Annotated in this window: 18 protein-coding genes; 8 read left to right on the top strand and 10 right to left on the bottom strand. The window is 63.6% G+C overall.

Annotated elements, in window-relative coordinates; translation table 11 throughout:
* Positions 1-65 precede the first annotated feature (65 nt).
* Both JV241A_RS26040 and JV241A_RS26035 read right to left on the bottom strand, forming a co-directional pair.
* Positions 66-1,463, bottom strand: a complete 1,398-nt coding sequence (locus JV241A_RS26040) for a VOC family protein (RefSeq protein ID WP_134065190.1) — start codon at positions 1,461-1,463, stop codon at positions 66-68.
* 95 nt (positions 1,464-1,558) lie between these two features.
* On the bottom strand, positions 1,559-2,455 hold the full coding sequence (locus tag JV241A_RS26035; protein ID WP_115084707.1) for a LysR family transcriptional regulator: 897 nt from the start codon (positions 2,453-2,455) through the stop codon (positions 1,559-1,561).
* Positions 2,456-2,590: 135 nt separating this feature from the next.
* On the opposite strand from JV241A_RS26035, the gene JV241A_RS26030 reads away from it, so the two are divergent.
* From JV241A_RS26030 to JV241A_RS26020, 3 genes are all read left to right on the top strand, one after another.
* Positions 2,591-4,081 (top strand): aldehyde dehydrogenase family protein, encoded by a 1,491-nt coding sequence (locus tag JV241A_RS26030; RefSeq protein ID WP_134065188.1) that lies wholly within the window; start codon positions 2,591-2,593, stop codon positions 4,079-4,081.
* 139 nt (positions 4,082-4,220) lie between these two features.
* On the top strand, positions 4,221-5,630 hold the full coding sequence (locus JV241A_RS26025) for an amino acid permease (protein WP_134065186.1): 1,410 nt from the start codon (positions 4,221-4,223) through the stop codon (positions 5,628-5,630).
* A 108-nt stretch (positions 5,631-5,738) separates the two neighbouring features.
* The gene (locus tag JV241A_RS26020; protein ID WP_134065184.1) at positions 5,739-6,236 is read left to right on the top strand and encodes a PaaI family thioesterase; all 498 of its coding nucleotides are present in this window, start codon (positions 5,739-5,741) and stop codon (positions 6,234-6,236) included.
* On the opposite strand, the gene JV241A_RS26015 is transcribed toward JV241A_RS26020, so the two are convergent.
* From JV241A_RS26015 to JV241A_RS26000, 4 genes are all read right to left on the bottom strand, one after another.
* Complete coding sequence (locus tag JV241A_RS26015; RefSeq protein ID WP_134065182.1) at positions 6,233-7,549, bottom strand: hypothetical protein; 1,317 nt, start codon at positions 7,547-7,549, stop codon at positions 6,233-6,235. The genes JV241A_RS26020 and JV241A_RS26015 overlap by 4 nt on opposite strands.
* Positions 7,550-7,657: 108 nt before the next feature.
* Entirely contained in the window at positions 7,658-8,806 is a 1,149-nt protein-coding gene (locus JV241A_RS26010; protein WP_115086908.1) for a M14-type cytosolic carboxypeptidase, read from the bottom strand.
* Between the two features lie 49 nt (positions 8,807-8,855).
* Positions 8,856-9,368: a DUF4880 domain-containing protein gene (locus JV241A_RS26005; protein ID WP_115086907.1), complete on the bottom strand. Its 513-nt coding sequence runs from the start codon at positions 9,366-9,368 to the stop codon at positions 8,856-8,858.
* Between the two features lie 447 nt (positions 9,369-9,815).
* On the bottom strand, positions 9,816-10,148 hold the full coding sequence (locus JV241A_RS26000) for a DUF3077 domain-containing protein (protein WP_115086906.1): 333 nt from the start codon (positions 10,146-10,148) through the stop codon (positions 9,816-9,818).
* A 131-nt stretch (positions 10,149-10,279) separates the two neighbouring features.
* Between JV241A_RS26000 and JV241A_RS25995 the strand changes: the two genes are divergently transcribed.
* Positions 10,280-10,939: a LexA family transcriptional regulator gene (locus JV241A_RS25995; protein WP_233674558.1), complete on the top strand. Its 660-nt coding sequence runs from the start codon at positions 10,280-10,282 to the stop codon at positions 10,937-10,939.
* Positions 10,940-11,012: 73 nt separating this feature from the next.
* Here JV241A_RS25995 and JV241A_RS25990 read toward each other — a convergent pair whose 3' ends face one another.
* The 4 genes from JV241A_RS25990 to JV241A_RS25975 are packed head-to-tail and all read right to left on the bottom strand — an operon-like array spanning position 11,013 to position 16,574.
* Complete coding sequence (locus JV241A_RS25990; protein WP_134065180.1) at positions 11,013-12,968, bottom strand: acetyl/propionyl/methylcrotonyl-CoA carboxylase subunit alpha; 1,956 nt, start codon at positions 12,966-12,968, stop codon at positions 11,013-11,015.
* Positions 12,965-13,783: a gamma-carboxygeranoyl-CoA hydratase gene (locus JV241A_RS25985; RefSeq protein ID WP_115086903.1), complete on the bottom strand. Its 819-nt coding sequence runs from the start codon at positions 13,781-13,783 to the stop codon at positions 12,965-12,967. Before JV241A_RS25985 ends, JV241A_RS25990 begins: the two co-directional genes overlap by 4 nt.
* A 2-nt stretch (positions 13,784-13,785) precedes the next feature.
* Positions 13,786-15,393 (bottom strand): carboxyl transferase domain-containing protein, encoded by a 1,608-nt coding sequence (locus tag JV241A_RS25980; RefSeq protein ID WP_115086902.1) that lies wholly within the window; start codon positions 15,391-15,393, stop codon positions 13,786-13,788.
* Between the two features lie 17 nt (positions 15,394-15,410).
* Positions 15,411-16,574, bottom strand: a complete 1,164-nt coding sequence (locus JV241A_RS25975) for an isovaleryl-CoA dehydrogenase (RefSeq protein WP_010223751.1) — start codon at positions 16,572-16,574, stop codon at positions 15,411-15,413.
* A 208-nt stretch (positions 16,575-16,782) separates the two neighbouring features.
* Between JV241A_RS25975 and JV241A_RS25970 the strand changes: the two genes are divergently transcribed.
* From JV241A_RS25970 to glgB, 4 genes are all read left to right on the top strand, one after another.
* On the top strand, positions 16,783-18,456 hold the full coding sequence (locus JV241A_RS25970) for an AMP-binding protein (RefSeq protein WP_134065178.1): 1,674 nt from the start codon (positions 16,783-16,785) through the stop codon (positions 18,454-18,456).
* 239 nt (positions 18,457-18,695) lie between these two features.
* A complete protein-coding gene (locus JV241A_RS25965) occupies positions 18,696-20,720 on the top strand; it encodes an alpha-1,4-glucan--maltose-1-phosphate maltosyltransferase (RefSeq protein WP_134065176.1) in 2,025 nt (674 codons plus the stop codon).
* A 13-nt stretch (positions 20,721-20,733) separates the two neighbouring features.
* Entirely contained in the window at positions 20,734-24,045 is a 3,312-nt protein-coding gene (gene treS, locus JV241A_RS25960; RefSeq protein ID WP_115086899.1) for a maltose alpha-D-glucosyltransferase, read from the top strand.
* On the top strand, positions 24,046-26,256 hold the full coding sequence (glgB, locus tag JV241A_RS25955) for a 1,4-alpha-glucan branching protein GlgB (RefSeq protein WP_134065174.1): 2,211 nt from the start codon (positions 24,046-24,048) through the stop codon (positions 26,254-26,256). It begins immediately after the preceding gene.
* Positions 26,257-26,266 lie beyond the last annotated feature (10 nt).

Genomic DNA, 26,266 nt, shown 5'->3' with positions numbered 1-26,266 from the left:
ACTGCAAACACTGAACTGTGGGAGCTGGCTTTGCCAGCGATGGGCTGCGTAGCAGCCCTGGGTTCCTACAGCTGCGACAGGCCCAGCGCCTGCGCACAGGCCATCAACGATCGCCGCTCACTCTCGGCGTACAACCCCAGCTCATCCTGCACCGGTTTGCCCAGCGCCTGTTCGAAGGCTTCGCGGTTGGCATTGCTGCCGTACTCGTTCTGCGCATCATCGCCCAGGTTCGACTGGAAAATCCCCGCCGCACTGACCGGCAGAAAATCCTCGTACACCAGCGCTTCAAAGTGAACATGCCCAGCGTCGATCAGCCCCTGCAATGAAGTCGGCCGCTGCGCTTCACCACGCGCCGCCAACCCGCGTTCGGTCGGGAAGTAGCGGAAGTACGCCAGCGCCTGCTCCCGCATCTGCGCCAGGTCATCCGGGAAGGCCTTGAAGCTGTCGCTGAGCAGACTCATGTAGCGCTCGGCATTGGCCTCGGCGGGAACGCCACCCAGCGCCGTGCGGGCGGCATCGAGCAATTGGTCATAAAGCTGGCGACCTTTTGGCGTCAGTGCTGCACCCCGTTGCTCGATCTCGCCAAAGCGCGCGGTATGGCTGCCACTGCCTTCACCCTGCTGATCAGTGAACGCGACCTTCTCCTGCAGCGCCTTGAAACTAGTCTGACGCAGCAGTATCGGGCAGCGACGCGGTGGCGGGCCTTCGATTACGGCCTTGGGCGGAATACCTTTGGCCGGCATGCCCAGCTGGATGGCATCGATGTCCAGGGTGCGCGGAGTCAGGTGATTGATGTGCGGGCCCTTGAAGGCCACCACATCGGCAATCAGGCGGTGCTGGTCGTGTAGTTGCTGGTACTGCTCGGCGGTCACCGTGGCGTCCCGGTGCCAGCGGAAGGTGTGCAGGGCTTCGTCGACAAACGCCAGGGCATCGTCGGCATTCAGGCCACCATCGCGCTCGAATTGCTCGATCAACTGCAACGCACGCGGGGTGAAGATTTGCCGGCGGGCGAGAATCTCGCGCGACAGCTCACGCAGCGCCGGGTTGTCGATCAGCTCCAGGCGCAGCAGCGAGGTGAAGACCCGGAACGGGCTGATGTGCAGCGATTGCTCGTGCACGGCGCGAAAGGCGGTGGAATGCACCGGTACACCGGCGCTGCTGAGGTCGTAGTACCCCACTGGTTGCATGCCCATCACCGCGAACAGGCGGCCGATGGTTGCCAGCTCTTCGGCGGTGCCGACGCGAATGGCGCCGTGGCGTTCCTGGTCGAGGCGCTCGATTTCACCGGTCCAGCGCAGGGCCTGGGCAACCTCGGGTTGCTGGGTCATGACCTGCTGATTGATTTCGCTCACCAGTGACAGCAGCGTGCCGTACAGCGGCACCTCTTGCTTGTACATGAGCGACATGGCGGCCGAGAACTGCGCGCGAATGCTGTCCGGGCTGACGAAATCTTGAGCGGGCATCGAAAGCTTCCTGGTAAGTGGGCACCCTTACATGAAAGCGAGGAATGCAGTGCTCGCACAAGCGAAAAAAAGTCGATCTGTCATTCCAAAAATTATCAACCTTGCAGGTCCAGCTCCGCCCGAATCCAATCGACCAACGCGCGTACCTTCGGCACCTCCGCCGCATGCTCGGAAAACGCCAGGAAATGCGCGCCATTGCTGCGCATGCTGTGCTGCCAGGGCACGATCAATTTGCCTTCGGCCAGTTCCTGGGCCACCAGATAGCGCGGCACCAGGGCCACGCCGCAGCCGGACTGGGCAGCGCTGAGGCTCATATAGAAGGTATCGAAGCGCGGCCCGTGATAACTGTTGGCCGAATGCAGGCCTTGCTCGAGAAACCACTCGTGCCAGGCCTCCGGACGCGAAGTGCTTTGCAGCAGCACCAGCTCGGCCAGTTCGCTGGCGTCCTTGAGCGTGCGCCCCTGCAACAGTTCCGGTGCGCACACCGGCAGCACTTCCTCGCCGAACAGCTCGATGCAGGTGGCCCCCGGCCAGGTGCCCTGACCAAAGAAGAACACCACGTCGGCAGTGGCCTGCAGCAGGGCAAAGGGCTCCATCTCGTTGCGGATGTCGAGGTGGATGTTCGGGTGCTGCTTGCCGAAGCCTTTGAGGTGCGGGATCAGCCAGCGCACGCCAAAGCTCGGTTGAGTGGCTACCTTGAGGACTTCGGTCTGTTCGCCGTAGGACATGATGTAACGGCTGGACATATCGACCTGGGTGAGAATCTTGTTGACCTCGGCCAGGTACAGCGCGCCTGCTGGAGTCAGTTGCAGGCGCCGGCGGATCCGCAGGAACAGGTGATGGCGGAGCATCTCTTCAAGCTGGGCCACCTGCTTGCTCACCGCGCTCTGGGTCAGGTGCAGCTCTTCGGCGGCGCGGGTGAAGCTCAGGTGCCGGGCGGCAGCCTCGAAACACTGCAGGGCGGCCATCGATGGCACCAGACGTTTGGACATAGCGGTCTCTAAGCCAGTAGATCATTACCTGGCGGAATGATATGCAGAATAAAGGTCGTTTGTTGCGCCAGAGTGATCGGATTAATACTGATCCCTATCACTATTTCAACCACTCATCGCATGCAGGAGAAGAAAATGGTTGATGGACTGCTTGACCGCCTCGGTGTTCCCACTACTGCCTACACCCATGGCAACCATCCCGTTCACACCCCTATCGATGGCAGCGCGATTGCCTCGGTGCACCTGGAAAGCAAAGCCCAGGTGACCGCCAAGATCGATCAGGCTGAACAAGCCTTCCAGGCTTGGCGCAACGTTCCGGCCCCGCGTCGCGGTGAGTTGATCCGCCTGTTTGGCGAAGTACTGCGCAAGCACAAGGCCGAACTCGGTGAGCTGGTGTCGATCGAAGCCGGCAAGATCACCCAGGAAGGCCTGGGCGAAGTGCAGGAAATGATCGATATCTGCGACTTCGCCGTCGGTCTGTCGCGTCAGCTGTACGGCCTGACCATCGCCTCCGAGCGCCCGGGCCACCACATGCGTGAAACCTGGCATCCGCTGGGAGTGGTCGGGGTGATCAGCGCCTTCAACTTCCCGGTCGCGGTCTGGGCCTGGAACACCACCCTGGCACTGGTGTGTGGCAACGCCGTGGTGTGGAAGCCGTCGGAGAAAACCCCGCTGACCGCGCTGGCCTGCCAGGCGCTGTTCGAAAAAGCCCTGAAAGCCTTTGGCGAAGCGCCAGAAGGCCTGAGCCAGCTGATCATCGGTGATCGCGATGCCGGCGAAGCCCTGGTCGACGACCCGCGCGTGCCGCTGGTCAGCGCCACCGGCAGCACCCGCATGGGCCGTGAAGTCGGCCCGCGTGTGGCCGCGCGTTTCGGTCGCAGCATCCTCGAGCTGGGTGGCAACAACGCGATGATCCTCGCGCCCAGCGCCGACCTCGACCTGGCCGTGCGCGGCATCTTGTTCAGCGCCGTTGGCACTGCGGGCCAGCGTTGCACCACCCTGCGCCGGCTGATCGTTCATCGTTCGATCAAGGACGAAGTGGTGGCCCGGGTCAAAGCCGCATACGCCAAGGTACGCATCGGTGATCCACGTAAAGACAACCTGGTCGGCCCGCTGATCGACAAGGCTTCGTTTGAAGGCATGCAGGATGCGTTGGCCCGCGCCCGCGATGAAGGCGGCCAGGTGTTTGGTGGTGAGCGGCAGCTTCAGGACCAGTACCCGAATGCCTACTACGTTTCTCCAGCTATTGCCGAGATGCCCGCGCAGAGCGCCGTGGTTCGTCATGAAACTTTCGCACCGATCCTCTACGTGCTGACCTACGACGAATTCGACGAAGCCCTGCGCCTGAACAACGAAGTGCCGCAAGGTCTGTCGTCGTGCATCTTCACCACCGACCTGCGTGAAGCCGAGCGCTTCCAGAGTGCGGCAGGCAGTGACTGCGGGATTGCCAACGTCAACATCGGCACCAGCGGTGCGGAGATTGGCGGGGCATTTGGCGGTGAGAAGGAAACCGGCGGTGGCCGTGAGTCGGGCTCGGATTCGTGGAAGGCCTACATGCGTCGGCAGACCAATACCGTGAACTATTCCCGTGAGCTGCCGTTGGCGCAGGGGATTGTGTTCGACTGATTACCGAGTCGGCCCCATCGCTGGCAAGCCAGCTCCCACAAGGACTCTGTGGGAGCTGGCTTGCCAGCGATGGCCGCGCCACCGATCCCGCCAGTGGAACAATAAAAACCGCTTTCACCCTACCAGTTGAGGGTTACCCATGGCATCGCTACAACAAAAGAAACAGCGTTCGCTGCAACACGGTCTGACCTCGCGCCAGGTGTCGATGATCTCCATTGCCGGGATCATCGGTGCCGGGTTGTTCATTGGCTCGTCCACCGCCATCGCCACGGCCGGGCCGGCCATTCTGATCTCTTACACCATGACCGGCCTGCTGGTGCTGCTGGTCATGCGCATGCTCGGGGAAATGGCCATCGCCAATCCCAACAGCGGCTCGTTCTCCACCTACGCCAGCCAGGCCATCGGGCCCTGGGCCGGGTTTACCATTGGCTGGTTGTACTGGTGGTTCTGGGTGCTGATCATTCCGGTCGAGGCGATCGCCGGCGCCGATATCCTGCATGCGTACTTTCCCGGTGTGCCGTCGTGGCTGTTCGCCTTCCTGATCATGATCGTGCTGTCGGGCACCAACCTGATCAGCGTGAAGAACTTCGGTGAATTCGAATACTGGTTCGCCCTGATCAAGGTCATTGCCATTCTCGCCTTCATCGGCGTCTGCACCCTGGCGGTGTTCGGCTTCTGGCCACTGGCCGAAGTCTCGGGCGTGCAGCAACTGTGGGCGACCGGGGGCTTCATGCCCAATGGCTTTGGCGCGGTGCTCGGTGGTGTGCTGGTGACCATCTTCTCGTTCTTCGGCGCCGAGATCGTCACCATCGCTGCCGACGAAACCTCCAACCCCAAGGACAAGATCCGCAAGGCCACCAACCTGGTGGTGTACCGCATCGCGATCTTCTACATCGTCTCGATCTTCTTCATCGTTTCGCTGGTGGCCTGGAACGACCCGGGCCTCAAGGCGGTGGGTTCGTTCCAGCGCGTGCTGGAAGTGCTCAATGTGCCGGGCGCCAAACTGATGGTCGACCTGGTGGTGCTGGTGGCGGTGACCAGCTGCATGAACTCGGGCCTCTACACCGCCTCGCGCATGCTCTACTCGCTGGGCTCGCGCGGCGAAGCGCTGAAGATCACCAAGCGCATCTCCGGCAATGGCGTGCCGACCGTGGCAGTGATCCTTTCGACCTTCGCCGGGTTCGCCGGTTGCCTGGTCAACTACGTGTTCCCCGGCAAGGTCTTCGGCTTCCTGCTGTCGACCACCGGCGCCATCGCCTTGCTGGTGTACCTGGTGATCGCTGTGTCGCAGCTGCGCATGCGCGCCATTACTGATCGCCAGGGCACCGAGCTTGCGTTCAAGATGTGGCTGTTCCCGTGGCTGACCTGGCTGGTGATCGGCCTGATCACGCTGGTGCTCGGCTACATGCTGATCAGCCCGGCCTACCGCTATGAAACCCTGATGACCGCCGGTGTGACCCTGGCCATCCTGCTGATCTCGCTGACCCGGCGCAAAACGCCGGCCAACGAGCCGGTCGGCAGCCCGGCGGTATCGGGCAAAGGCCTCTAGCGCTGCGCCTGGCAAGGCAAAAGCCCATGACCGGTTCATGGGCTTTTTCGTTGTGCGGCGTTACTATCGGGGTCGCTTTCCCACCAATAACAGACAATCAGGAAGCCTATGAGTACCCAAGCCTTATCCCTGCAGGAACTGGCCGCCCCCGAAGGCGTCTGCTACGGCTGCGGCTGTTCCCACCCCAGCGGCCTGCACCTGAAGAGTCACTGGGAAGCCGACGGTATCCACCTGCTGTGCCGCCATTCGCCGGACAGCACCTTCCTTGGTTGGCCGGGGCTGGTGTATGGCGGCTTGCTCGCCATGCTGGTCGACTGCCATTCCAACTGGACCGCCATGGCCTACCACTACCGTGCAGAAGGCCGGGAGCCCGGCAGCCTGCCGCGCATCGACTGCGTCACCGGCCAGCTCAACCTGACTTACCTCAAGCCCACGCCCATGGGCGTCGAACTGCTGCTCAAGGCCCGGGTCGAAGGCGAAGTCGGGCGCAAGACCCGGGTGATCTGCGAAGTCTGGGCCGACGACGTGCTGACCGTCACCGCTGACTCGGTGTTCGTCCGCGTCGATACTGAAAAACTCAAGCACAAGGCCCACGGCACCGCTTAAAACGGCACGGCAATGGTCAACTGGCTGTAGACGTTGGTGCCGTTGCCGCCCACCTGGTTGCCACCGTTATCGCTGCTCTTGCGCGGCTGGTACAGGCCCAGCAGCGGGCTGATGATCAGGTGCTCGCTTACCGCCCATTCGGCGTACAGGTCCAGCTCGCGACCATCGAGGTTGAGGCTGTCGCGCTCGTGCAGGGTCTTGTAGTTGAACAGCAGCACGCCGAGGGTCAGCGCCTCGACCGGGGTAGCCTTGAGGCCGACAAAGTGCACATCGTTGTTGCTGTTGAACGGGCCTGAATAGTTGCCTGTGACCTCGCCCTGGAACCAGGTGCCGTAGCCGCGGTTCATGCCGTTGAACATCGCGTCCCAACCTTCGGAATAACGGCTGTAGCGGTAGGTCAGGTCCGGGCGCCAGGGCAGTTCGGCGAAGGTGTAGCCGGCTTCGGCATACCAGGCTTTCTCCGGCCCTGCGTCCTTGTTTTGCCAGGCGTACTCGAAGGCAAAATGCGCGTTATCGACCCCGGCGTTACCGGCGCCGCGCAGGCTGTAGATGTCCATGCCTTCGCGCTGTTTCTGCAATTCGCTGGCGTAACGATCATCGACATTCAAGCCGCGGATGTAGGTCAGCTCCAGGGTGCCGGGGGCGGCGCTGTAGGCCAGGGTGCTGGCAGCCAGTTCGCTGTTGGCCTGGGCGCGGTTGTCCGACTTCATCCACAGCAGGCTGCCGTGCAGGCCATCCTTGCCACCCAGGCGCAGCACTGCGGTCTTGTCGAAGGCGTGGCGGGCGGCCAGGTAATAGGCGCCGCCGCGATTGAGCTCGCCATCGGCCGGGCCCTTGCCGAAGTTCAGGCCGTCGTCGTTGATGATGAAACCATCGCCGAGGGTGATGACCTGGCGGCCGAACGACAGGTCCAGGCCATCGTCACCCAGGGCCGGGATCAGCTTGCCCGAGCGCCAGCCGGCGAAGGCTTCGTCGAACTTGGTGGTGCGTTCGCTGCCATCGCTGATGCCGGCGGCATCGCCGTCGCCCCAGGTGGCCGAGCTGACCAGGTTGGCGGTGCCGTAGACCGTGCCCAGCTCGCCCAGGCGTTGGTCGGCGCTGACGCCATAATTGATGAAGCCCTCGCGCCAGGTCGAGCCGCCGCCGGTGCCGTCGTAGTTCTTGCGGCTGTTGAACAGGCCATACACGGCGAGGAAGTTGGCATTCAGGTGAGTATCGTCATCGGTATACAGCTCAAGGGCCTGAACCGGGGGCAGGACAAGCAGCAGGCACAGGCCGGTTGCCTTGAGCGAAGGGAGGAGGCGGGTGGTCATGGCACGGGTTCCTAAACGGCGGCGTTGGTGGCCGTCATTTAGGGTGGGAAGGCCCTGGCAGGTCTTTGCTTTGCCTGCCAGGGCGGTTGATCCTGCTCGCCAGCAGGGTTAGCGCAGGGTGCCGGCCATCTGCCCGAACACATCGAGCACGGCGCTGGCCAGGTCCTTGCTGCGCAGGCCGTTCCAGCCGGTCTCGGCATTGGGTGCGTCGTCGTGGTCCTTGAACGGCATTTCCAGGGTCAGCGACAGGCAGTCATGGGCCTGGCCGACGCTGTTGCAGGCCAGGGTCATGTTGGCCTGGCCAGGAGCGGAAAGCGGATAGCCATGCACCTGCTGAAAGTCCACGGTGCGCTTGCACAGGCTGTCGCGGAAGGTGGCTTCCAGTGCGGCGATACGCGCGTTGTAGCCGGGGTTGCCTTCGCAGCCAGCGGTGAACACGTGGGGGATTTCTTCGTCGCCATGCACGTCGAGGAACAGGTCGACGCCATGCAGCTTCATTTGCTGCTGGGCGAAGAACACTTCCGGGCTTTTGTCGATGCTTGCATCCTGCCAGGCGCGGTTCAGGTCCTGGCCCTTGGCATTGGTGCGCAGGTGGCCATGGATGGCGCCGTCGGGGTTCATGTTGGCAATCAGGTACAGGTCGGCTTCCTGGAGCAATGCCTGGATGGTCGGGTCATTGTGTTGCAGGCGGTCGATCACCCCTTCCATGAACCATTCGGCCATGTGCTCGCCCGGGTGCTGCTGGGCGATGATCCACAGTTTGCGCTTGCCCGGCGCACCGCTGCCGGCACGCAGCAACTGGATGTCGCGGCCTTCGACACTGCGGCCGGTGGCCAGCAGTTCGACACCTGGGAGGGTGCTGGCACGCTCGATCAACTGGTTGTGGCGCGCGCGCGGGTAGGGCTCGAAGTAGGCGAACCAGGCCTGGGGCTGCTCGGCCTTGAGGCTGAAGTTCAGGGCCTTGCCATCGAAAGTAGTGGGCACCCGGAACCACTGTTGCTGGTCGTAGGAGGCCACGGCCTGGTAACCGCTCCAGGCCTCGTGGTAGGACGAGGCGCCGGCGTTTTCCAGGCTGAACCCATGGGTCTGGCCCGGGGTCAGCCCCGCAGCCTTGAAGTGGAACCACTGGAAGTGGTCGCTGCTGGTGTCGGGGCGGATATCCAGGCGCACCCGCTTGGGGTCACTGGCATCCTTGACGAGGATGTTGCCGGAATCGAAATCGCAGTCGATGTGCAGGGGGGACAGCGTCACGGTCATCACCAGGCTCCATGTAGAGTTGTTGTGGCAACTACTCTACACGCCTGGCTCAGGACCAGAAACCGATCGCTGCCAAGGCGGCCAGGCCCAGGCCGATGGCCACCGAGCAACCACCCAGCGACAAGGCTGCCCGTGGTTGCCGGTACCAGCCGTCCTCGCCCAGCTGGCGGGCCGGGGCCAGCAAGGTGCGCCAGCGCAGTTCGGTGGCATGGAAGGCTTCGCGGTGCTCGGGGGCGCTATCGAGCCAGCGGCGAAAATCGATGCGTTCACTGGCGGTCACCTGCGGGCTTTGCAGGCGCACGTACCATTGGCCGGCGATGCTCGCCAGGGCGTCGCGTTCTTCGCGGGCAATCTGCAGCGCCTGGTTCATGTGGCGCTCAACGGTGATCGCGGGCAGGTCGAGGCGCTCGGCGATGCTGGCGAACGACAGTTGGTCGAGGCGGCTGAGCAGGAATACCTGTTGAACGCGACGCGGCAGTTTTTTCAGACGCTGCAGCAAGGCATCGTCGGCAAGCTCGTGGGAAAGGGGAGTGTGTTCAAGGGGCAGCAACAGACGGGTCATGTACAAGCTCCTTGCTGGTCAGTGGAGTGGGGGCGTCTTCCGTGACGCTGCACCAGCTTATTCGTAACGAGATTGATTCTCAAGTGCTAATTCTGCAAAGCGCTGTTACAACCATTCACTGCGCGACATACATTTGCTATCATCGCGGCCATTCGAGCAACACCCATCTTCATTAGCCTGAAGACCAAAAAAAAGACCCGGCAAAAAGCCGGGTCAAAAACCGTGATTAGCCTGATGAGGAGATAATCTGAGAGTCCGACCTAAGGGCTTTCAGGTTATCCAACCAGTCTCGCGACCAGTTGTGAGCAATAATAATCGTTATCATTTGCAAGTCAAATGAATTTTCTGTCATTCCGTAAAAAACTTTTACCGAATGCGCTCCCTCCTGACCGGCGGACACCAACACCCGCTTTTGGTCGACTCTCCACGTAACTTGCAGAAATATGCTCAGGCCTGGTCCTGATTGGCCGCTGTGCGCTCGAGCATGGCCCTGGCCATGTTGATCATGTGCATCGACGCCAGCGCCAGGTCGCGCGGCACCCCTTGCAGGCCGTCAGCTGATTCGCAGGCGGTGGCGGCGGCGCAGCGCAACAGGTTGGTGGCATGGGCGGTCGCCTGGGCATCGCTGAGGCCTTGACGGGCGACCAGCAGCGGTTCGTCGGGGCCAAACGTCACCGGTGCCGGGTTGAGGTAGTAGTCCAGCGCACGCCGGGCGGCATCACTGTTACTTAATGCTTCGGAATCAAGGCTGAGGTCCGTTTCAGGAAATGTCGGTTTCATTCGGCTGCCTGCTATCTGGGTAAGCAATGAAAGGTGCCGACAGATATTAATACGCTCTGTAGTTATGACTATTGTTTAAATACTACAATATGTGTATTGAGCGCCAGGAGGCAGTCCGTATCGTGCCAGCGATGGATAAATGGACTGACCTGGTCAAAGCCAGGATGCGTGAGCTGAAGGTCACGCAGGAAAATCTCGCCGAACGCATCGGGGTCACCCAGGGCGCCGTGGGCCACTGGCTGCGCGAGGAGCGCGAGCCGAAACTCAGGGTGCTCAACCAGATTCTGGTGGAAGTGGGCCTGCCGCCGCTGCAAATGGTCTTCCCTCACCAGGTGGCGGAAAACAACGGTTCCTACGCAGTCGCGGGCAATCCGACTACTGTTACTGGCGCCGATGGCCTACAGCACGAACTGTATTTTCGCTATCCAATTCTGGCTTGGGGCAATCTCGACGAGGTCGAGGTGGCCGAAGACCGTGCGCTGCAGTCAACTGACTATAAAGCACAGGGGAGGGCGTTCTGGCTCAAGGTCGAAGGCGATGCGATGACGGCGCCGCTGGGCTTGAGCGTGCCGGAAGGTATGTTGATCCTGGTCGATACCGGGCTTGAGGCCGAAACCGGCAAGCTGGTGATCGCGCGTTCGCCCGACAGCACGGCGACGAGTTTTCGCCAGTTGAGCGAGGAGGGTGGCCAGCGCTATTTGCGCCCGCTCAACCCGACCTATCCCAAGGCCTTGTGCACCGAGCAGTGTGAGTTGCTGGGGGTGGTGGTGCAGGCATTGGTCAAGTTTTGAGGTGAATCTGATCGCGGGGCAAGCCCGCTCCCACACCGGACTGTGGGAGCGGGCTTGCCCCGCGATGAGGCCCTCAAGCCTCTTCCAGCTCCACCAGCACAGCTCCTTCACTGACCATCTCGCCTTCCTGGCAGAACAGTGCCTTGACCGTCCCGGCATGGGGCGCGCGGATGCTGTGTTCCATCTTCATGGCCTCCAGCACCACCAGTTGCGTACCGGCTTCGACTGCCTGGCCAACCTCCACCAGCACCCGCACGATGCTGCCGTTCATGGGCGCGCCCAGGCCGCCCTGATGGCTGTGGCTGGCGTCGGCTTCGGCAATCGGGTCATAGCGGTTGACGCTGTGCAGCTCACCATCCCATTGCAGGTACAGGGTCTCGCCACGGCGGATCGCCAGGTGCCGACGGCGCAAGCCGTCCTGGTCGATCAGCAGTTGCTCGCCGTCAAGCTTCAGGTTCGAGGCCGCCGCCTGGTTCAGGTTGATGGCCTGGGCTTCACCGTTGCAGGTCAGGTGCAGGCTGATCTGCAACGGAACGCCGGCACGAAAGCCGCTGTTGGCTGCCCACGGCGAATAACGATCATCTGTCCGCGGTTGCAACGGCTGGCTTTGGATGAAAGCTTCGGCCGCTGCCTGCCAGAACGCCGCTGGCAAGGCTTGTGGCGCAGGCAGTAGCTGCTCCTGGTAGCGCGGGATGAACCCGGTATCCAGCTCGGCCTCGGCAAATGCCGGGTGGGCAAGGATGCGCCGCAGGAAGGCGATGTTGCTCTTCAGCCCGCCAATGGCGAACTCATCGAGCATCGCCAGCAAGCGCAGGCGGGCCTGCTCGCGGGTTTCGCCCCAGGCGATCAGTTTGCCGAGCATCGGGTCGTAGAACGGCGAGACGTCGTCGCCTTCGCTGACGCCGCTGTCGACCCGCCGTCCTTCGCCCGGTGCCGACTCGCGGTACAGCGCCAGGTGACCGGTGGCCGGCAGAAAATCATTGGCCGGGTCTTCGGCATACAAGCGCACTTCGATGGCGTGGCCATTGAGCGGCACCTGGTTCTGGGTGATCGGCAGCGGCTCGCCACAGGCGACGCGGATCTGCCAGGCCACCAGGTCGAGGCCGGTGATCGCCTCGGTAACCGGGTGTTCGACCTGCAGGCGCGTGTTCATCTCCATGAAGAAGAATTCGCCACGGGCATCGAGCAGGAACTCCACGGTGCCGGCGCCGACATAGCCGATCGCCTGGGCCGCCTTGACCGCCGCTTCGCCCATGGCCTGGCGCTGGGCGCTGCTCAGGCCCGGGGCAGGGGCTTCTTCGACAACCTTTTGGTGCCGACGCTGGATCGAGCAGTCGCGCTCGTTGAGGTACAGGCAGTTGCCGTGCTGGTCGGCGAATACCTGGATCTCCACGTGGCGGGGCTTGAGCACGTATTTTTCCACCAGCATGCGCGCATCGCCGAACGACGACTGCGCTTCACGCTGGGCCGAGGCCAGGGCTTCGCCGAGCTGGCTTTCGTGTTCGACTACCTTCATGCCCTTGCCACCGCCCCCGGCGGTGGCCTTGAGCAGCACCGGGTAGCCGATCTTCTCGGCGGCGGCGCGGAAGGTTTCCAGGTCCTGGGCCTCGCCGTGATAGCCCGGCACCAGTGGCACGCCGGCCTGTTCCATCAGGGCCTTGGCCGCCGACTTGCTGCCCATGGCATCGATGGCGCTGGCCGGTGGGCCGAGGAAGATCAGCCCGGCCTGTTCGATGGCGCGGGCGAAGCCGGCGTTTTCGGACAAAAAGCCGTAGCCGGGGTGGATCGCTTGGGCGCCGCTGGCTTTTGCCGCGGCCAGCAGCTTGTCGATGTCCAGGTAGCTTTCAGCCGCCTTGGCACCGCCGAGGTCGATGCGGATATCAGCTTCGCGGCTGTGCCGCGCTTCACGGTCGATGGCGCTGTGCACGGCCACGGTGGTCAGGCCCAGGGCCTTGGCGGTGCGCATCACCCGGCAGGCGATCTCGCCGCGGTTGGCAACCAGCAGGGTGGTCAACGGGGTGCGGCTCATGGGCGCGGCTCCTTGTTCGACGGTTCGCTCTGCCAGGCCGGGCTGCGTTTTTCCAGGAAAGCGCGCAAGCCTTCCTGGCCTTCGGGGCTGACGCGGATGCGGGCGATGGCGTTCTCGCAGTAGCGGCGGATGGCCGGGGTCAGTTCGCCGTGGCCGACTTCACGCAACAGCTCCTTGCTGGCACGCATGGCCTGCGGGCTGTTGAGCAGCAGGTTGTCGATCCATATGCCGACCTGCTGTTCCAGCTCCGCGGCCGGGTAGGCTTCGGCCAGCAGGCCCAGCTCACGGGCGCGGTCGCCACTGAAGCGTTCGGCGGTCAGCGCGTAGCGGCGCGCGGCGCGCTCGCCCATGGCCTGGACCACGAACGGGCTGATCACTGCCGGCGCCAGGCCGATGCGCACCTCGGACAGGCACAGCTGCGCGTCACTGGCGCCAATGGCCATGTCACAGCAACTGATCAAGCCCAGGGCGCCGCCAAAGGCTGCGCCTTGCACCACGGCCAACGTCGGCACCTTGAGCCGGGCCAGGTTGTACATCAGCTCGGCCAGCTCGCGGGCGTCATCAAGATTGGTGTTGTAGTCCAGCGCTGCCGACTGCTGCATCCAGGCCAGATCGGCGCCGGCGCTGAAGTGCCGGCCACGGCCACGCAGCAATACGAAACGCAGGCTGCTGTCGGCGCCGATGTGGTCGATGGCGATGATCAGCTCGCGGATCATCTGTGCGTTGAAAGCGTTGTTCTTGTCTTCCCGGCTCAGCCACAGGGTGGCGAAACCACGGGGGTCCTTGATCAGTTCAAGGGTACTGAAGTCGCTCATGGTCACATCCGGAAAATGCCGAAACGGCTCTGTTCGATCGGTGCGTTGAGGGCAGCAGACAACGCCAGGCCAAGGATCTCGCGGGTTTGCGCCGGGTCGATGACGCCGTCGTCCCACAGCCGCGCGCTGGAGTAGTAGGGGTGGCCCTGGTGTTCGTACTGGTCGAGGATCGGCTGCTTGAGGCGCGCTTCGTCTTCGGCGCTGAAGGCCTGGCCACTGCGCTCGCTCTGCTCGCGCTTGACCTGGGCCAGCACGCCGGCCGCCTGTTCGGCGCCCATCACGCCGATTCGCGCGTTCGGCCACATCCACAGGAAGCGCGGGTCGTAGGCGCGGCCGCACATGCCGTAGTTACCGGCGCCGAAACTGCCGCCGATGATCACCGTGAACTTCGGCACCTGGGCGCAGGCCACGGCGGTAACCAGCTTGGCGCCGTGCTTGGCGATGCCGCCGGCTTCGTACTTCTGGCCGACCATGAAACCGGTGATGTTCTGCAGGAACAACAGCGGGATGCCACGCTGGCAGGCCAGTTCGATGAAGTGCGCGCCTTTTTGCGCCGCTTCCGCGAAGAGGATGCCGTTGTTGGCCAGGATCGCCACGGGGTATCCGTGCAGGTGGGCAAAGCCGCACACCAGGGTGGTACCAAACAGCGCCTTGAATTCATCGAACACCGAGCCGTCGACCAGCCGCGCGATCACCTCGCGCACATCGAAGGGCTGCTTGGCGTCGGCCGGGACCACGCCGTACAGCTCTTCGCTGCTGTACAGCGGCGCCACCGGGGCGCGTTGCTGCAGCTCGCCGAGCTTGTGCCAGTTGAGGTTGGCCACGCAGCGCCGGGCGATGGCCAGGGCGTGCTCGTCGTTGTCGGCATAGTGGTCGGCCACGCCGCTGGTCTTGCAGTGCACGTCGGCGCCACCGAGGTCTTCGGCGCTGACCACTTCACCCGTAGCGGCCTTGACCAGCGGGGGGCCGGCGAGAAAGATCGTCGCCTGCTGGCGGACCATGATCGCTTCGTCGGCCATCGCCGGCACATAGGCGCCACCGGCGGTGCACGAGCCCATGACCACGGCGATCTGCGGAATGCCGAGCGCGCTCATGTTGGCCTGGTTGAAGAAGATCCGCCCGAAGTGCTCGCGGTCGGGGAACACTTCATCCTGGCGCGGCAGGTTGGCGCCGCCGGAGTCCACCAGGTACAGGCACGGCAGGCGGTTCTGCAGGGCGATGGCCTGGGCGCGCAGGTGTTTTTTCACCGTCAGCGGGTAGTAGGAGCCGCCTTTGACCGTAGCGTCGTTGGCGACGATCATGCATTCGACGCCTTCGACCCGGCCGATGCCGGCGATCACGCCAGCGGCCGGGACGTCTTCACCGTACACCTCATGGGCGGCCAGCTGGCCGATTTCGAGGAACGGCGAGCCGGCGTCGAGCAGGCGGTCGATCCGATCGCGCGGCAGCAGTTTGCCCCGCGAGGTGTGCCGCTCCTGGGCCTTGGGCCCGCCGCCCTGGTGAACCTGGGCGATCAGGCTGCGCAAGGCGTTGACCTGTTCAAGCATGGCCGCGCTGTTGGTGGCGAATTCCGCCGAGCGCGGGTTGATGTGGGTGTGCAAGGTAGCCATGGCGCGATTCCTTGTGCTCAGCGGGTTTCGTTGAACAGTTCGCGGCCGATCAGCATCCGGCGGATCTCACTGGTGCCGGCGCCGATCTCGTAGAGCTTGGCATCGCGCAGCAGGCGGCCGGCCGGGAATTCATTGATGTAGCCGTTGCCCCCCAGGATCTGGATTGCCTCAAGGGCCATCTGGGTGGCGCGCTCGGCGGTATAGAGGATGACCCCGGCGGCGTCCTTGCGCGTGGTTTCGGCGCGATCGCAGGCCTGGGCCACGGCGTACAGGTAGGCGCGGCCGGCGTTGAGCTGGGTGTACATGTCGGCGATCTTGCCCTGGATCAGCTGGAACTCGCCGATGCTCTGGCCGAACTGCTTGCGGTCGTGGATGTAGGGCACCACCAGGTCCATGCAGGCCTGCATGATCCCGGTCGGGCCGCCGGAGAGCACCACGCGCTCGTAGTCCAGGCCACTCATCAGCACTTTGACGCCGCCGTTGAGCACGCCGAGGATGTTCTCCTTGGGCACTTCGACGTTGTCGAAGAACAGCTCGCAGGTGTTGGAGCCGCGCATGCCGAGCTTGTCGAACTTGTTGCTGCGGCTGAAGCCCTTCCAGTCGCGCTCGACGATAAAGGCGGTGATGCCGTGGGCGCCTTTCTCAAGGTCGGTCTTGGCGTAGATCACATAGGTGTTGGCGTCGGGGCCGTTGGTGATCCAGGTCTTGCTGCCGTTGAGGACGAAATGGTCGCCGCGCTGTTCGGCGCGCAGTTTCATCGACACCACGTCGGAGCCGGCGTTGGGTTCGCTCATGGCCAGGGCGCCGATGTGCTCGCCGCTGATCAGCTTGGGCAGGTACTTGGCTTTCTGCTCGGCGTTGCCGTTGCGGTTGATCTGGTTGACGCAGAGGTTGGAGTGGGCGCCGTAGGAGAGGGCGACCGAGGCCGAGCCGCGGCTGATTTCTTCCATGGCCACCACGTGAGCCAGGTAACCGAGACCGGCGCCGCCGTATTCTTCCGGGACGGTGATGCCGAGCAGGCCCATGTCGCCGAACTTGCGCCACATGTCGGCGGGGAACAGGTTGTCCTGGTCGATCTGCGCGGCGCGCGGCGCCAGTTCAGCGGCGACGAAGGACTGGACCTGGTCGCGAAGCATGTCGATGGTTTCGCCCAGGGCGAAGTTCAGGGTCGGATAACGCATGCTGGCACCTTCTATTTGTTCTTGGATCAGGGTGTGGTGTCTGCCCTCATCGCTGGCTTGCCAGCGATGGGGCTTATAACCTTTACGTTAACGTAAACCTGCCGCCGGATGCTGTCAATCTCGCCATGACCTTTACGTTAACGTAAATATGGGCCAGAGTAAGACCCGCTTGAATCAGCTCCCAGAACAACCACAAAAAGGGACCGCCATGAATCAACCGAGCTATACCCAGGGCCGCCAGGACAAGCCGTTGCTGGCCATGACCATCGGCCAGGCGTTCGACCAGACCGTGTCACGCTTTGCCGAGCGCGAGGCACTGGTGGTACGTCATCAACAGCAGCGCTACACCTGGCAGGCGCTGGCCGCCAGCGTCGACCTGCATGCCCGGGCGCTGATGGCGCTGGGGTTGAAAACCGGTGATCGCTTGGGCATCTGGGCGCCGAACTGCGCACAGTGGTGCATCAGCCAGTTCGCCAGCGCCAAGATCGGCGTGATCCTGGTCAATATCAACCCGGCCTACCGCACCAGCGAGCTTGAATACGTGCTCAAGCAGTCGGGTTGCCAATGGCTGATCAGCGCCGGCGCCTTCAAGACCTCCGATTACCACGCCATGCTCGGTGAACTGCTGCCGGACCTGGCCCAGCAAGCACCCGGTCAACTGCGCAGCGAGCGCCTGCCGGAGCTGCGCGGGCTGATCAGCCTCGACCCGCAGCCGCCAGCCGGCTTTCTGCCCTGGGAGCGCCTGGGCTGGCTGGCCAGCGAAACCGCTCCCGCTGATTTCCAGGCCCGCCAGCAAAGCCTGCAGTTCGACCAGCCGGTGAACATCCAGTACACCTCCGGCACCACCGGCTTCCCCAAGGGTGCCACGCTCAGCCACTACAATATCCTCAACAACGGCTACATGGTCGGCGAGAGCCTGGGCCTGAGCGAGCACGACCGCATGGTGATCCCGGTGCCGCTGTACCACTGCTTCGGCATGGTCATGGGCAACCTCGGTTGCATCACCCATGGCAGCACCATGATCTACCCCAACGATGCCTTCGACCCGCTTTTGACCTTGAGCTGCGTCGCCGAGGAGAAGGCCACGGCGCTGTATGGCGTCCCGACCATGTTCATCGCCATGCTCGACCATCCGCAACGGCCTGACATGGACCTGTCGACCCTGCGCACCGGGATCATGGCCGGCGCCACCTGCCCGATCGAGGTGATGCGCCGGGTGATCGGCGAGATGCACATGAGCGAGGTGCAGATCGCCTACGGCATGACCGAAACCAGCCCGGTGTCGATGCAGACCGGCCCGGATGACGACCTGGAACTGCGTGTGACCACGGTCGGGCGCACCCAGCCGCAGCTGGAAAGCAAGATCATCGACGAGCAGGGCTGCATCGTGCCGCGCGGGCAGATCGGCGAGCTGTGCACTCGCGGTTACAGCGTGATGCTTGGCTACTGGGGCAACCCGGCGGCGACCAGCGAAGCCATCGACCCGGCGGGCTGGATGCACACCGGCGACCTGGCGACCATGAACGAGGCGGGTTATGTCTGCATCGCCGGGCGCAACAAGGACATGATCATCCGGGGTGGCGAGAATATCTATCCGCGGGAGTTGGAGGAGTTCTTCTTTACCCACCCGGCGGTGGCGGACGTGCAGGTGATCGGTATTCCCGATGAGCGCTATGGCGAAGAGATCGTCGCCTGGATCAAGTTCCACCCCGGCCACAGCGCCAGCGAGATCGAGCTGCAACAGTGGTGCAAGAGCCGCATTGCCCACTTCAAGACCCCGCGTTACTTCCGCTTTGTCGAAGAGTTTCCGATGACGGTAACTGGCAAGGTGCAGAAGTTCAGGATGCGCGAGATCAGCATTGAAGAGCTGATCAAGCGCTGAGTCCGCGGCGCTGCTATCGCTGGCAAGCCAGCTCCCACAGGTGCAGCAGAGCCCTTGAGTGCTCTGAGAACCTTGTGGGAGCTGGCTTGCCAGCGATTGGATACTACTCTTTCAGCGGTGTTGGCCGTGTCGGCTCGGGGTTTCGACCCTGGCCTTGGCCAATCGCTCATTTTTTTTGAACCCCGGGCCGCGCCCCCGCTCTGAACCTTTAGTGCCACTTCATAACGGAGCAACGTTCGATGACCCGCGATGAGCCCTTCGAAACCGACCGCATGACCCCGGCAAACGACCACCCGGACCAGGCCCTGAGCCTGTCCCAGGCCTTGCTCGAACCGCGGATCGTGATCGAGAACACCTTGCCGGTGCTCGATGGCGGGCTGTTTGCGGTCAAGGCGGTGGTGGGCGAGCCGGTGCAGGTCAGCAGCAAGGTCTATGCCGATGGCCATGACGCCCTGGTGGTGATGCTCAACTGGCGCCAGGCCCACAGCCGGCGCTGGCATTGCCTGCCGATGCAGTTTACCGGCAACGACCTGTGGCAGGCCGAATTCACCGTCAGCGAGCAGGGTCGCCACCTGTTCAGCATTGAGGCCTGGATCGACCCGTTCGCCACCTATTGCCATGACCTGGAGAAGAAGTTCAACGCCGGCATCGCGGTGCCCTTGGAGCTGCAGGAGGGGCAACTGCTGATCGAAAACAATATCGGCCGCAGCAACGGGCCGTTGCGCGATCAGTTGCAGGCCTTGCACCGGCACCTGCCGGGCCTGTCCGCCGACGAGCAGGTGGCCTTGCTGCTGCACCCGGACACGGCGCTGCTGATGGCCGAAGCCGAGCACCGCACCTACCTCAGCCGCAGCCCCGAATACCCGCTGGATGTCGAGCGTATCCAGGCGCAGTTTGCCAGCTGGTACGAGCTGTTTCCCCGTTCGGTCACCGACGACCCTGAGCGCCACGGCACCTTCAATGACGTGCACGAACGCCTGCCGATGATCCGTGACATGGGCTTTGACGTTTTGTACTTCCCGCCCATCCACCCCATCGGCGTGCGCCACCGCAAGGGCCGCAACAATGCCTTGCAGGCCGAGCCGGATGACCCCGGCAGCCCCTATGCCATCGGCGGTGCCGAAGGCGGGCACGAGGCGATTCATCCGCAACTGGGCAGCCGCGAGGATTTTCGCCGGCTGGTGGCTGCCGCTGCCGAGCATGGCCTGGAAATCGCCCTGGATTTTGCCATTCAGTGTTCCCAGGACCACCCCTGGCTCAAGGAGCACCCGGGCTGGTTTTCCTGGCGCCCGGACGGCAGCATTCGCTATGCCGAGAATCCGCCGAAAAAATACCAGGACATCGTCAATGTCGACTTCTACGCCGCCGATGCGGTACCGGCGTTGTGGCTGGCCCTGCGCGACGTGGTGGTGGGTTGGGTCAAGGAGGGGGTCAAGAGCTTTCGGGTCGATAACCCGCACACCAAACCCTTGCCGTTCTGGCACTGGCTGATCGCCAATGTCCGCAGCCAGTACCCGGAGGTGATCTTCCTCGCCGAAGCCTTCACCAAGCCTGCGATGATGGCGCGCCTGGGCAAGGTCGGTTATTCCCAGAGCTACAGCTACTTCACCTGGCGCAACACCAAGGCCGAGCTGCAAAGCTACTTCGAAGAGCTCAACCAGCCACCCTGGCGCTACTGCTACCGGCCGAACTTCTTCGTCAATACACCGGACATCAACCCGTACTTTCTGCATGAGTCCGGGCGCGCCGGGTTTCTCATCCGCGCCGCCCTGGCGACCATGGGCTCGGGCCTGTGGGGCATGTACTCGGGCTTCGAGCTGTGCGAGGCGACGCCGGTGCCGGGCAAGGAGGAATACCTCGATTCCGAGAAGTACGAGATCCGCCCGCGGGACTTTACCCAGCCCGGCAACATCATTGCCGAAATCGCCCAGCTCAATCGTATCCGTCGGCAGAACCCTGCGTTGCAAACCCACCTGGGCGTGGCTTTTTATCACGCCTGGAACGACAACATCCTGTACTTCGGCAAACGCACCGCCGAGCGCGACAACTTCATCCTGGTCGCCGTCAGCCTCGATCCGCACAACGCTCAGGAGGCGCATTTCGAACTGCCGCTGTGGGAGCTGGGGCTGGACGACACTGCCGACACCCTCGGCGAAGACCTGATGAGCGGCCATCGCTGGACCTGGCACGGCAAGACCCAATGGATGCGCATCGAGCCCTGGCACCTGCCGTTTGCTATCTGGCGTATCGAAAAAGCCCTCTAGAAAGGAGTCGAGCATGGCCAAGCGCGCCCGCCCAGCCGCCTTTATCGATGATCCACTGTGGTACAAAGACGCGATCATCTACCAGGTACACGTCAAGTCCTTCTTCGATTCCAACAACGACGGCATCGGTGACTTTCCCGGCCTGATCGCCAAGCTCGACTACATCGCCGAGCTTGGGGTCAACACCCTGTGGCTGCTGCCGTTCTATCCTTCGCCTCGCCGCGACGATGGCTACGACATCGCCGAGTACAAGGCGGTGCACCCCGACTACGGCACCCTGGCCGACGTCAAACGCTTCATTGCCGAGGCGCACAAACGCGGCCTGCGGGTAATCACCGAGCTGGTCATCAACCACACCTCCGACCAGCACCCGTGGTTCCAGAAGGCCCGGCGCGCCAAGCCGGGGAGCAAGGCCCGGGACTTTTATGTGTGGTCCGACAGCGACCAGAAGTACGACGGTACGCGGATCATCTTCCTCGACACCGAGAAATCCAACTGGACCTGGGACCCGGTGGCCGGCCAGTACTTCTGGCACCGTTTCTACTCGCACCAGCCGGACCTCAACTTCGACAACCCGCAAGTGCTCAAGGCGGTGCTCGGGGTCATGCGCTACTGGCTCGACCTGGGCGTCGACGGCCTGCGCCTGGACGCCATCCCGTACCTGATCGAGCGTGACGGCACCAACAACGAGAACCTGCCCGAAACCCATCAGGTGCTGAAGAAGATCCGCGCCGAAATCGACGCCAACTACCCCGACCGCATGCTCCTGGCCGAGGCCAACCAGTGGCCGGAAGACACTCAGCTGTATTTTGGCGAAGGGCAGGGCGACGAATGCCACATGGCCTTTCACTTCCCGCTGATGCCGCGCATGTACATGGCCGTGGCCCAGGAAGACCGCTTCCCGATCACCGACATCCTGCGCCAGACCCCGGAGATTCCGGCCAACTGCCAGTGGGCGATCTTCTTGCGCAACCATGATGAGCTGACCCTGGAAATGGTCACTGATCGCGAGCGCGATTACCTGTGGAACTACTACGCCGAGGACCGCCGCGCGCGGATCAACCTCGGCATTCGCCGGCGTCTGGCGCCGTTGCTGCAACGGGACCGGCGGCGGGTCGAGCTGCTGTGCAGCCTGCTGCTGTCGATGCCCGGCACGCCGACCTTGTATTACGGCGACGAGATCGGCATGGGCGACAACATCTACCTGGGCGACCGCGATGGCGTACGCACGCCAATGCAGTGGTCGATCGACCGCAACGGTGGTTTCTCCCGTGCCGACCCTGCGCGCCTGGTGCTGCCGCCGATCATGGACCCGCTGTACGGCTTCCAGGCGGTCAACGTCGAAGCTCAGGCCCATGACCCGCACTCGCTGCTGAACTGGAACCGGCGCCTGCTGGCGGTCCGCAAGCAGCAGAAGGCCTTTGGCCGCGGCACCCTGAAGATGCTCACGCCGAGCAACCGGCGGATCCTCGCCTATATCCGTGAGTACACCGGCCCTGATGGCAAGAGCGAGATCATCCTCTGCGTCGCCAACGTATCGCGCGCTGCGCAGGCGGCGGAGCTTGAGCTGCAGCAGTACGCCGACAAGGTGCCGGTGGAAATGCTCGGTGGCAGTGCCTTCCCGCCAATCGGCCAGTTGCCGTTCCTGCTGACCCTGCCGCCCTATGGTTTTTACTGGTTCCTGCTGGCTGACAAGGACCAGATGCCCAGTTGGCATGTGGAACCGGCCCAGAGCCTGCCGGAGTTCACCACCCTGGTGCTGAAAAAACGCATGGAAGAGCTGCTGGAAGCGCCGTCACGGGTCACCTTGCAAGACGGCATCCTGCCCCAGTACCTGCCCAAGCGCCGCTGGTTCGCCGGCAAGGAAACCCGCATCGAACAGGTGCAGATCATCTATGGCGTGCGCTTTGGCGCCGCGACCAGCCCGGTGCTGCTCAGCGAGATCGAAGTGCAGGGCGGTGGCCAGAGCAGCCGCTATCAATTGCCATTCGGCTTGATCGCCGAAGAGCACATCAACAGCCCGGCGCCGCAGCAACTGGCCCTGGCCCGGGTCCGTCGCGGTCGTCAGGTGGGCTTGATCACCGATGGCTTCGTCCTGGAGAGCTTCGTGCGCGCCGTGCTCAGCGGCTGCCGGGACGGCTTGCGTCTGCCCTGCAGCGAGGGTGAGCTGCGTTTTGAGGCCACCGGGCAGCTGGCGGCGCTGAACCTGGGGGACGACGCGGTAGTCCGCTACCTGAGCGCCGAGCAGTCCAACAGTTCGGTGGTGGTCGGCGCCAGCCTGGTGCTCAAGCTGATCCGCCGGGTCAACCCCGGGGTGCACCCGGAACTGGAAATGAGCGCCTACCTGACCACCGCCGGTTTTGCCAATATCTCGCCGCTGCTGGGTTGGGTCAGCCGCGTGGACGCCCAGGCCCAGCCGCATCTGCTGATGATCGCGCAGGGCTACCTGAGCAACCAGGGCGACGCCTGGGACTGGACTCAGAACAACCTGGAACGGGCCATTCGCGACGAGATGGAGCCTTCGAGCAAAGACCAGGATGTGCACACCGATGCCCTGCAGGATCTGGCCGACTTCGCCGCCTTGCTCGGCCAGCGCCTGGGCGAGATGCACCTGCTGCTGGCCGCGCCCAGCGCCGACCCTGCGTTCCAGCCGCGGGCCAGCACTCGCCGCGACAGCCAGGCCTGGAACAAACAGGTCGGTGCCCAGCTGACCCGCGCCCTGGACCTGCTGCTGGAACACCGTGCCAGCCTCGACAGCGACAGCCAGGCCCTGATCGACGATCTGCAACAGCAGCGCAAGAGCTTGCTCAAGCACATTGCCGAACTCAGCAAGCAAGCGGTGGGTGGGCTGTTGATGCGCGTGCATGGTGACCTGCACCTGGGCCAGGTGCTGGTGGTTCAGGGCGATGCCTACCTGATCGATTTCGAGGGTGAACCGGCGCGGCCACTCGATGAGCGCCGGGCCAAGCACAGCCCGTACAAGGACGTCAGCGGCGTGCTGCGTTCCTTCGACTATGCTGCAGCGATGGTGCTGCGCAGTGCTTCCGCTGTCGACCTTTCCGAGGCTGCCCGCCAGGCACGTCAACGCGTCGCCCGGCGTTACCTGCACCAGGCCCGGCATGCTTTTGTCGAGGCTTATGGTCTGGCCAGTGCGGCCATGCCCCATGCCTGGGAGCATGGCGACGGCGAGCAGGCGGCGCTGGCGTTGTTCAGTCTCGAGAAGGCCGCCTACGAAATCCTCTACGAAGCCGAGAACCGTCCGAATTGGCTGGCCGTGCCTTTGCATGGCCTGCATGGTCTGATCAGTACCTGGGGAGAGCAGTAAATGATTCAACGCAAGCGCGAGGAAGGAGGACTGGGGCAGCGCGATATCGATGCCCTGGTAAGAGCCGAACACACCGACCCGTTCGCGGTGCTCGGCCCGCACCCGGATGGTGCTGGTGGCCAGTTTGTCCGCGCCTATCTGCCCAATGCCCTGAACGTGCGGGTGTTGGCTCGCGACGGCAGTCGCGTATTGGCAGAGCTGGAGCAGGGCCCGGTACCGGGGTTGTTCATCACTCATCTGCGGGAGCCGCAGCCGTACCTGTTGCAGATCAACTGGGCGGGCGGTGAGCAGATCACTGAAGATCCGTACAGCTTCGGGCCACTGCTCGGCGACATGGACCTGTACCTGTTCGCCGAGGGCAATCATCGAGACCTGTCCGGCGCCATGGGTGCGCAACCGGTGACGGTCGAAGGTGTCGACGGCGTGCGCTTTTCGGTGTGGGCGCCGAATGCGCGGCGGGTCTCGGTGGTGGGCGATTTCAACAACTGGGACGGGCGCCGTCACCCCCTGCGCCTGCGCCATCCGTCCGGGGTCTGGGAGCTGTTCGTGCCGCGCCTGCAGGCTGGCGAAGCCTACAAGTACGAAGTGCTCGGGCGCGAAGGCATCCTGCCGCTCAAGGCCGACCCGCTGGCCCGTGCCACCGAGTTGCCGCCGAGCACCGCCTCGAGGGTCGCCGGCCCTCTGGCCCATGACTGGCAGGACCAGGCTTGGATGCAGCAGCGCGGCGAACGCCAGGTCACCAGCGCGCCGCTGTCTATCTACGAACTGCACGCCGGCTCCTGGCAGTGCGAGTTGGACGACAACGGTGAAGTGGCACGCTTCTACAACTGGCGCGAACTGGCCGAGCGCCTGGTGCCGTATATCCAGCAACTGGGCTTCACCCATATCGAGCTGATGCCGATCATGGAGCATCCCTTTGGCGGCTCCTGGGGTTACCAGCCATTGTCGATGTTCGCGCCGACCGCGCGCTACGGCAGCGCCGAAGACTTTGCCGCGTTCATCGATGCCTGCCATCAGGCGAGCATCGGGGTGATTCTCGACTGGGTGCCGGCGCATTTTCCGACCGACACCCACGGCCTGGCGCGCTTCGACGGCACCGCCTTGTACGAGTACGACAACCCGCTGGAGGGTTTCCACCAGGACTGGGACACGCTGATCTACAACCTTGGCCGCACCGAAGTGCACGGTTTCATGCTGGCCTCGGCGCTGCACTGGCTCAAGCATTTCCATATCGACGGCCTGCGTGTCGATGCCGTGGCGTCGATGCTCTACCGCGACTATTCACGCAAGGCCGGGGAGTGGGTGCCCAACCGCCACGGCGGCCGCGAGAACCTGGAAGCCATCGACTTCTTGCGTCACCTTAACGACGTGGTGGCGCTGGAAGCCCCCGGTGCCCTGGTGATCGCCGAAGAGTCCACGGCCTGGCCGGGCGTCAGCCAGCCGACCCAGCAGGGCGGCCTGGGCTTTGCCTACAAGTGGAACATGGGCTGGATGCACGACACCCTGCACTACATCCAGAACGACCCGATCCACCGCACCTATCACCACAACGAGATGAGCTTCGGCCTGATCTATGCCTATTCCGAGCATTTCATCCTGCCGATTTCCCATGACGAGGTGGTGCACGGCAAGCACTCTCTGATCGACAAGATGCCTGGCGATCGCTGGCAGAAGTTCGCCAACCTGCGCGCCTACCTGACCTTCATGTGGACCCATCCGGGCAAGAAGCTGCTGTTCATGGGCTGCGAGTTCGGCCAGTGGCGCGAGTGGAACCATGACAGCGAACTGGACTGGTACCTGCTCAAGTACCCCGAGCACCTGGGCGTGCAGCGCCTGGTCAGCGACCTCAACCGTTTGTACCGCGACGAGCGGGCCCTGCACGAGCAGGACTGCCTGCCGCAAGGCTTTCAGTGGCTGATCGGCGATGATGCGCACAACAGTGTCTATGCCTGGCTGCGCTGGAGCGCTGGCGGCGAGCCGTTGCTGGTGGTGGCCAACTTCACCCCGGTGCCGCGCGAGGGTTATCGCATCGGTGTGCCGTTTGGCGAGCGCTGGGTCGAGGTGTTCAACAGCGATGCCGAGGGTTATGCCGGGTCCAATTACGGCAACCTCGGTGAAGTGGCCAGCCAGGCGTTGTCCAGCCATGGCCAGCCGTTGTCGCTGGGGTTGAACCTGCCGCCGCTGGGGGTGTTGATTTTGCGCCCGCAATGACGGCTTGAGC

Origin of the sequence: Pseudomonas sp. JV241A, assembly GCF_900275665.1 — a bacterium.
Lineage (GTDB): Bacteria > Pseudomonadota > Gammaproteobacteria > Pseudomonadales > Pseudomonadaceae > Aquipseudomonas > Aquipseudomonas wadenswilerensis.
The sequence above is the reverse complement of the archived record's forward strand: the minus strand, read 5'-3'. Positions and strand labels throughout refer to the sequence as shown.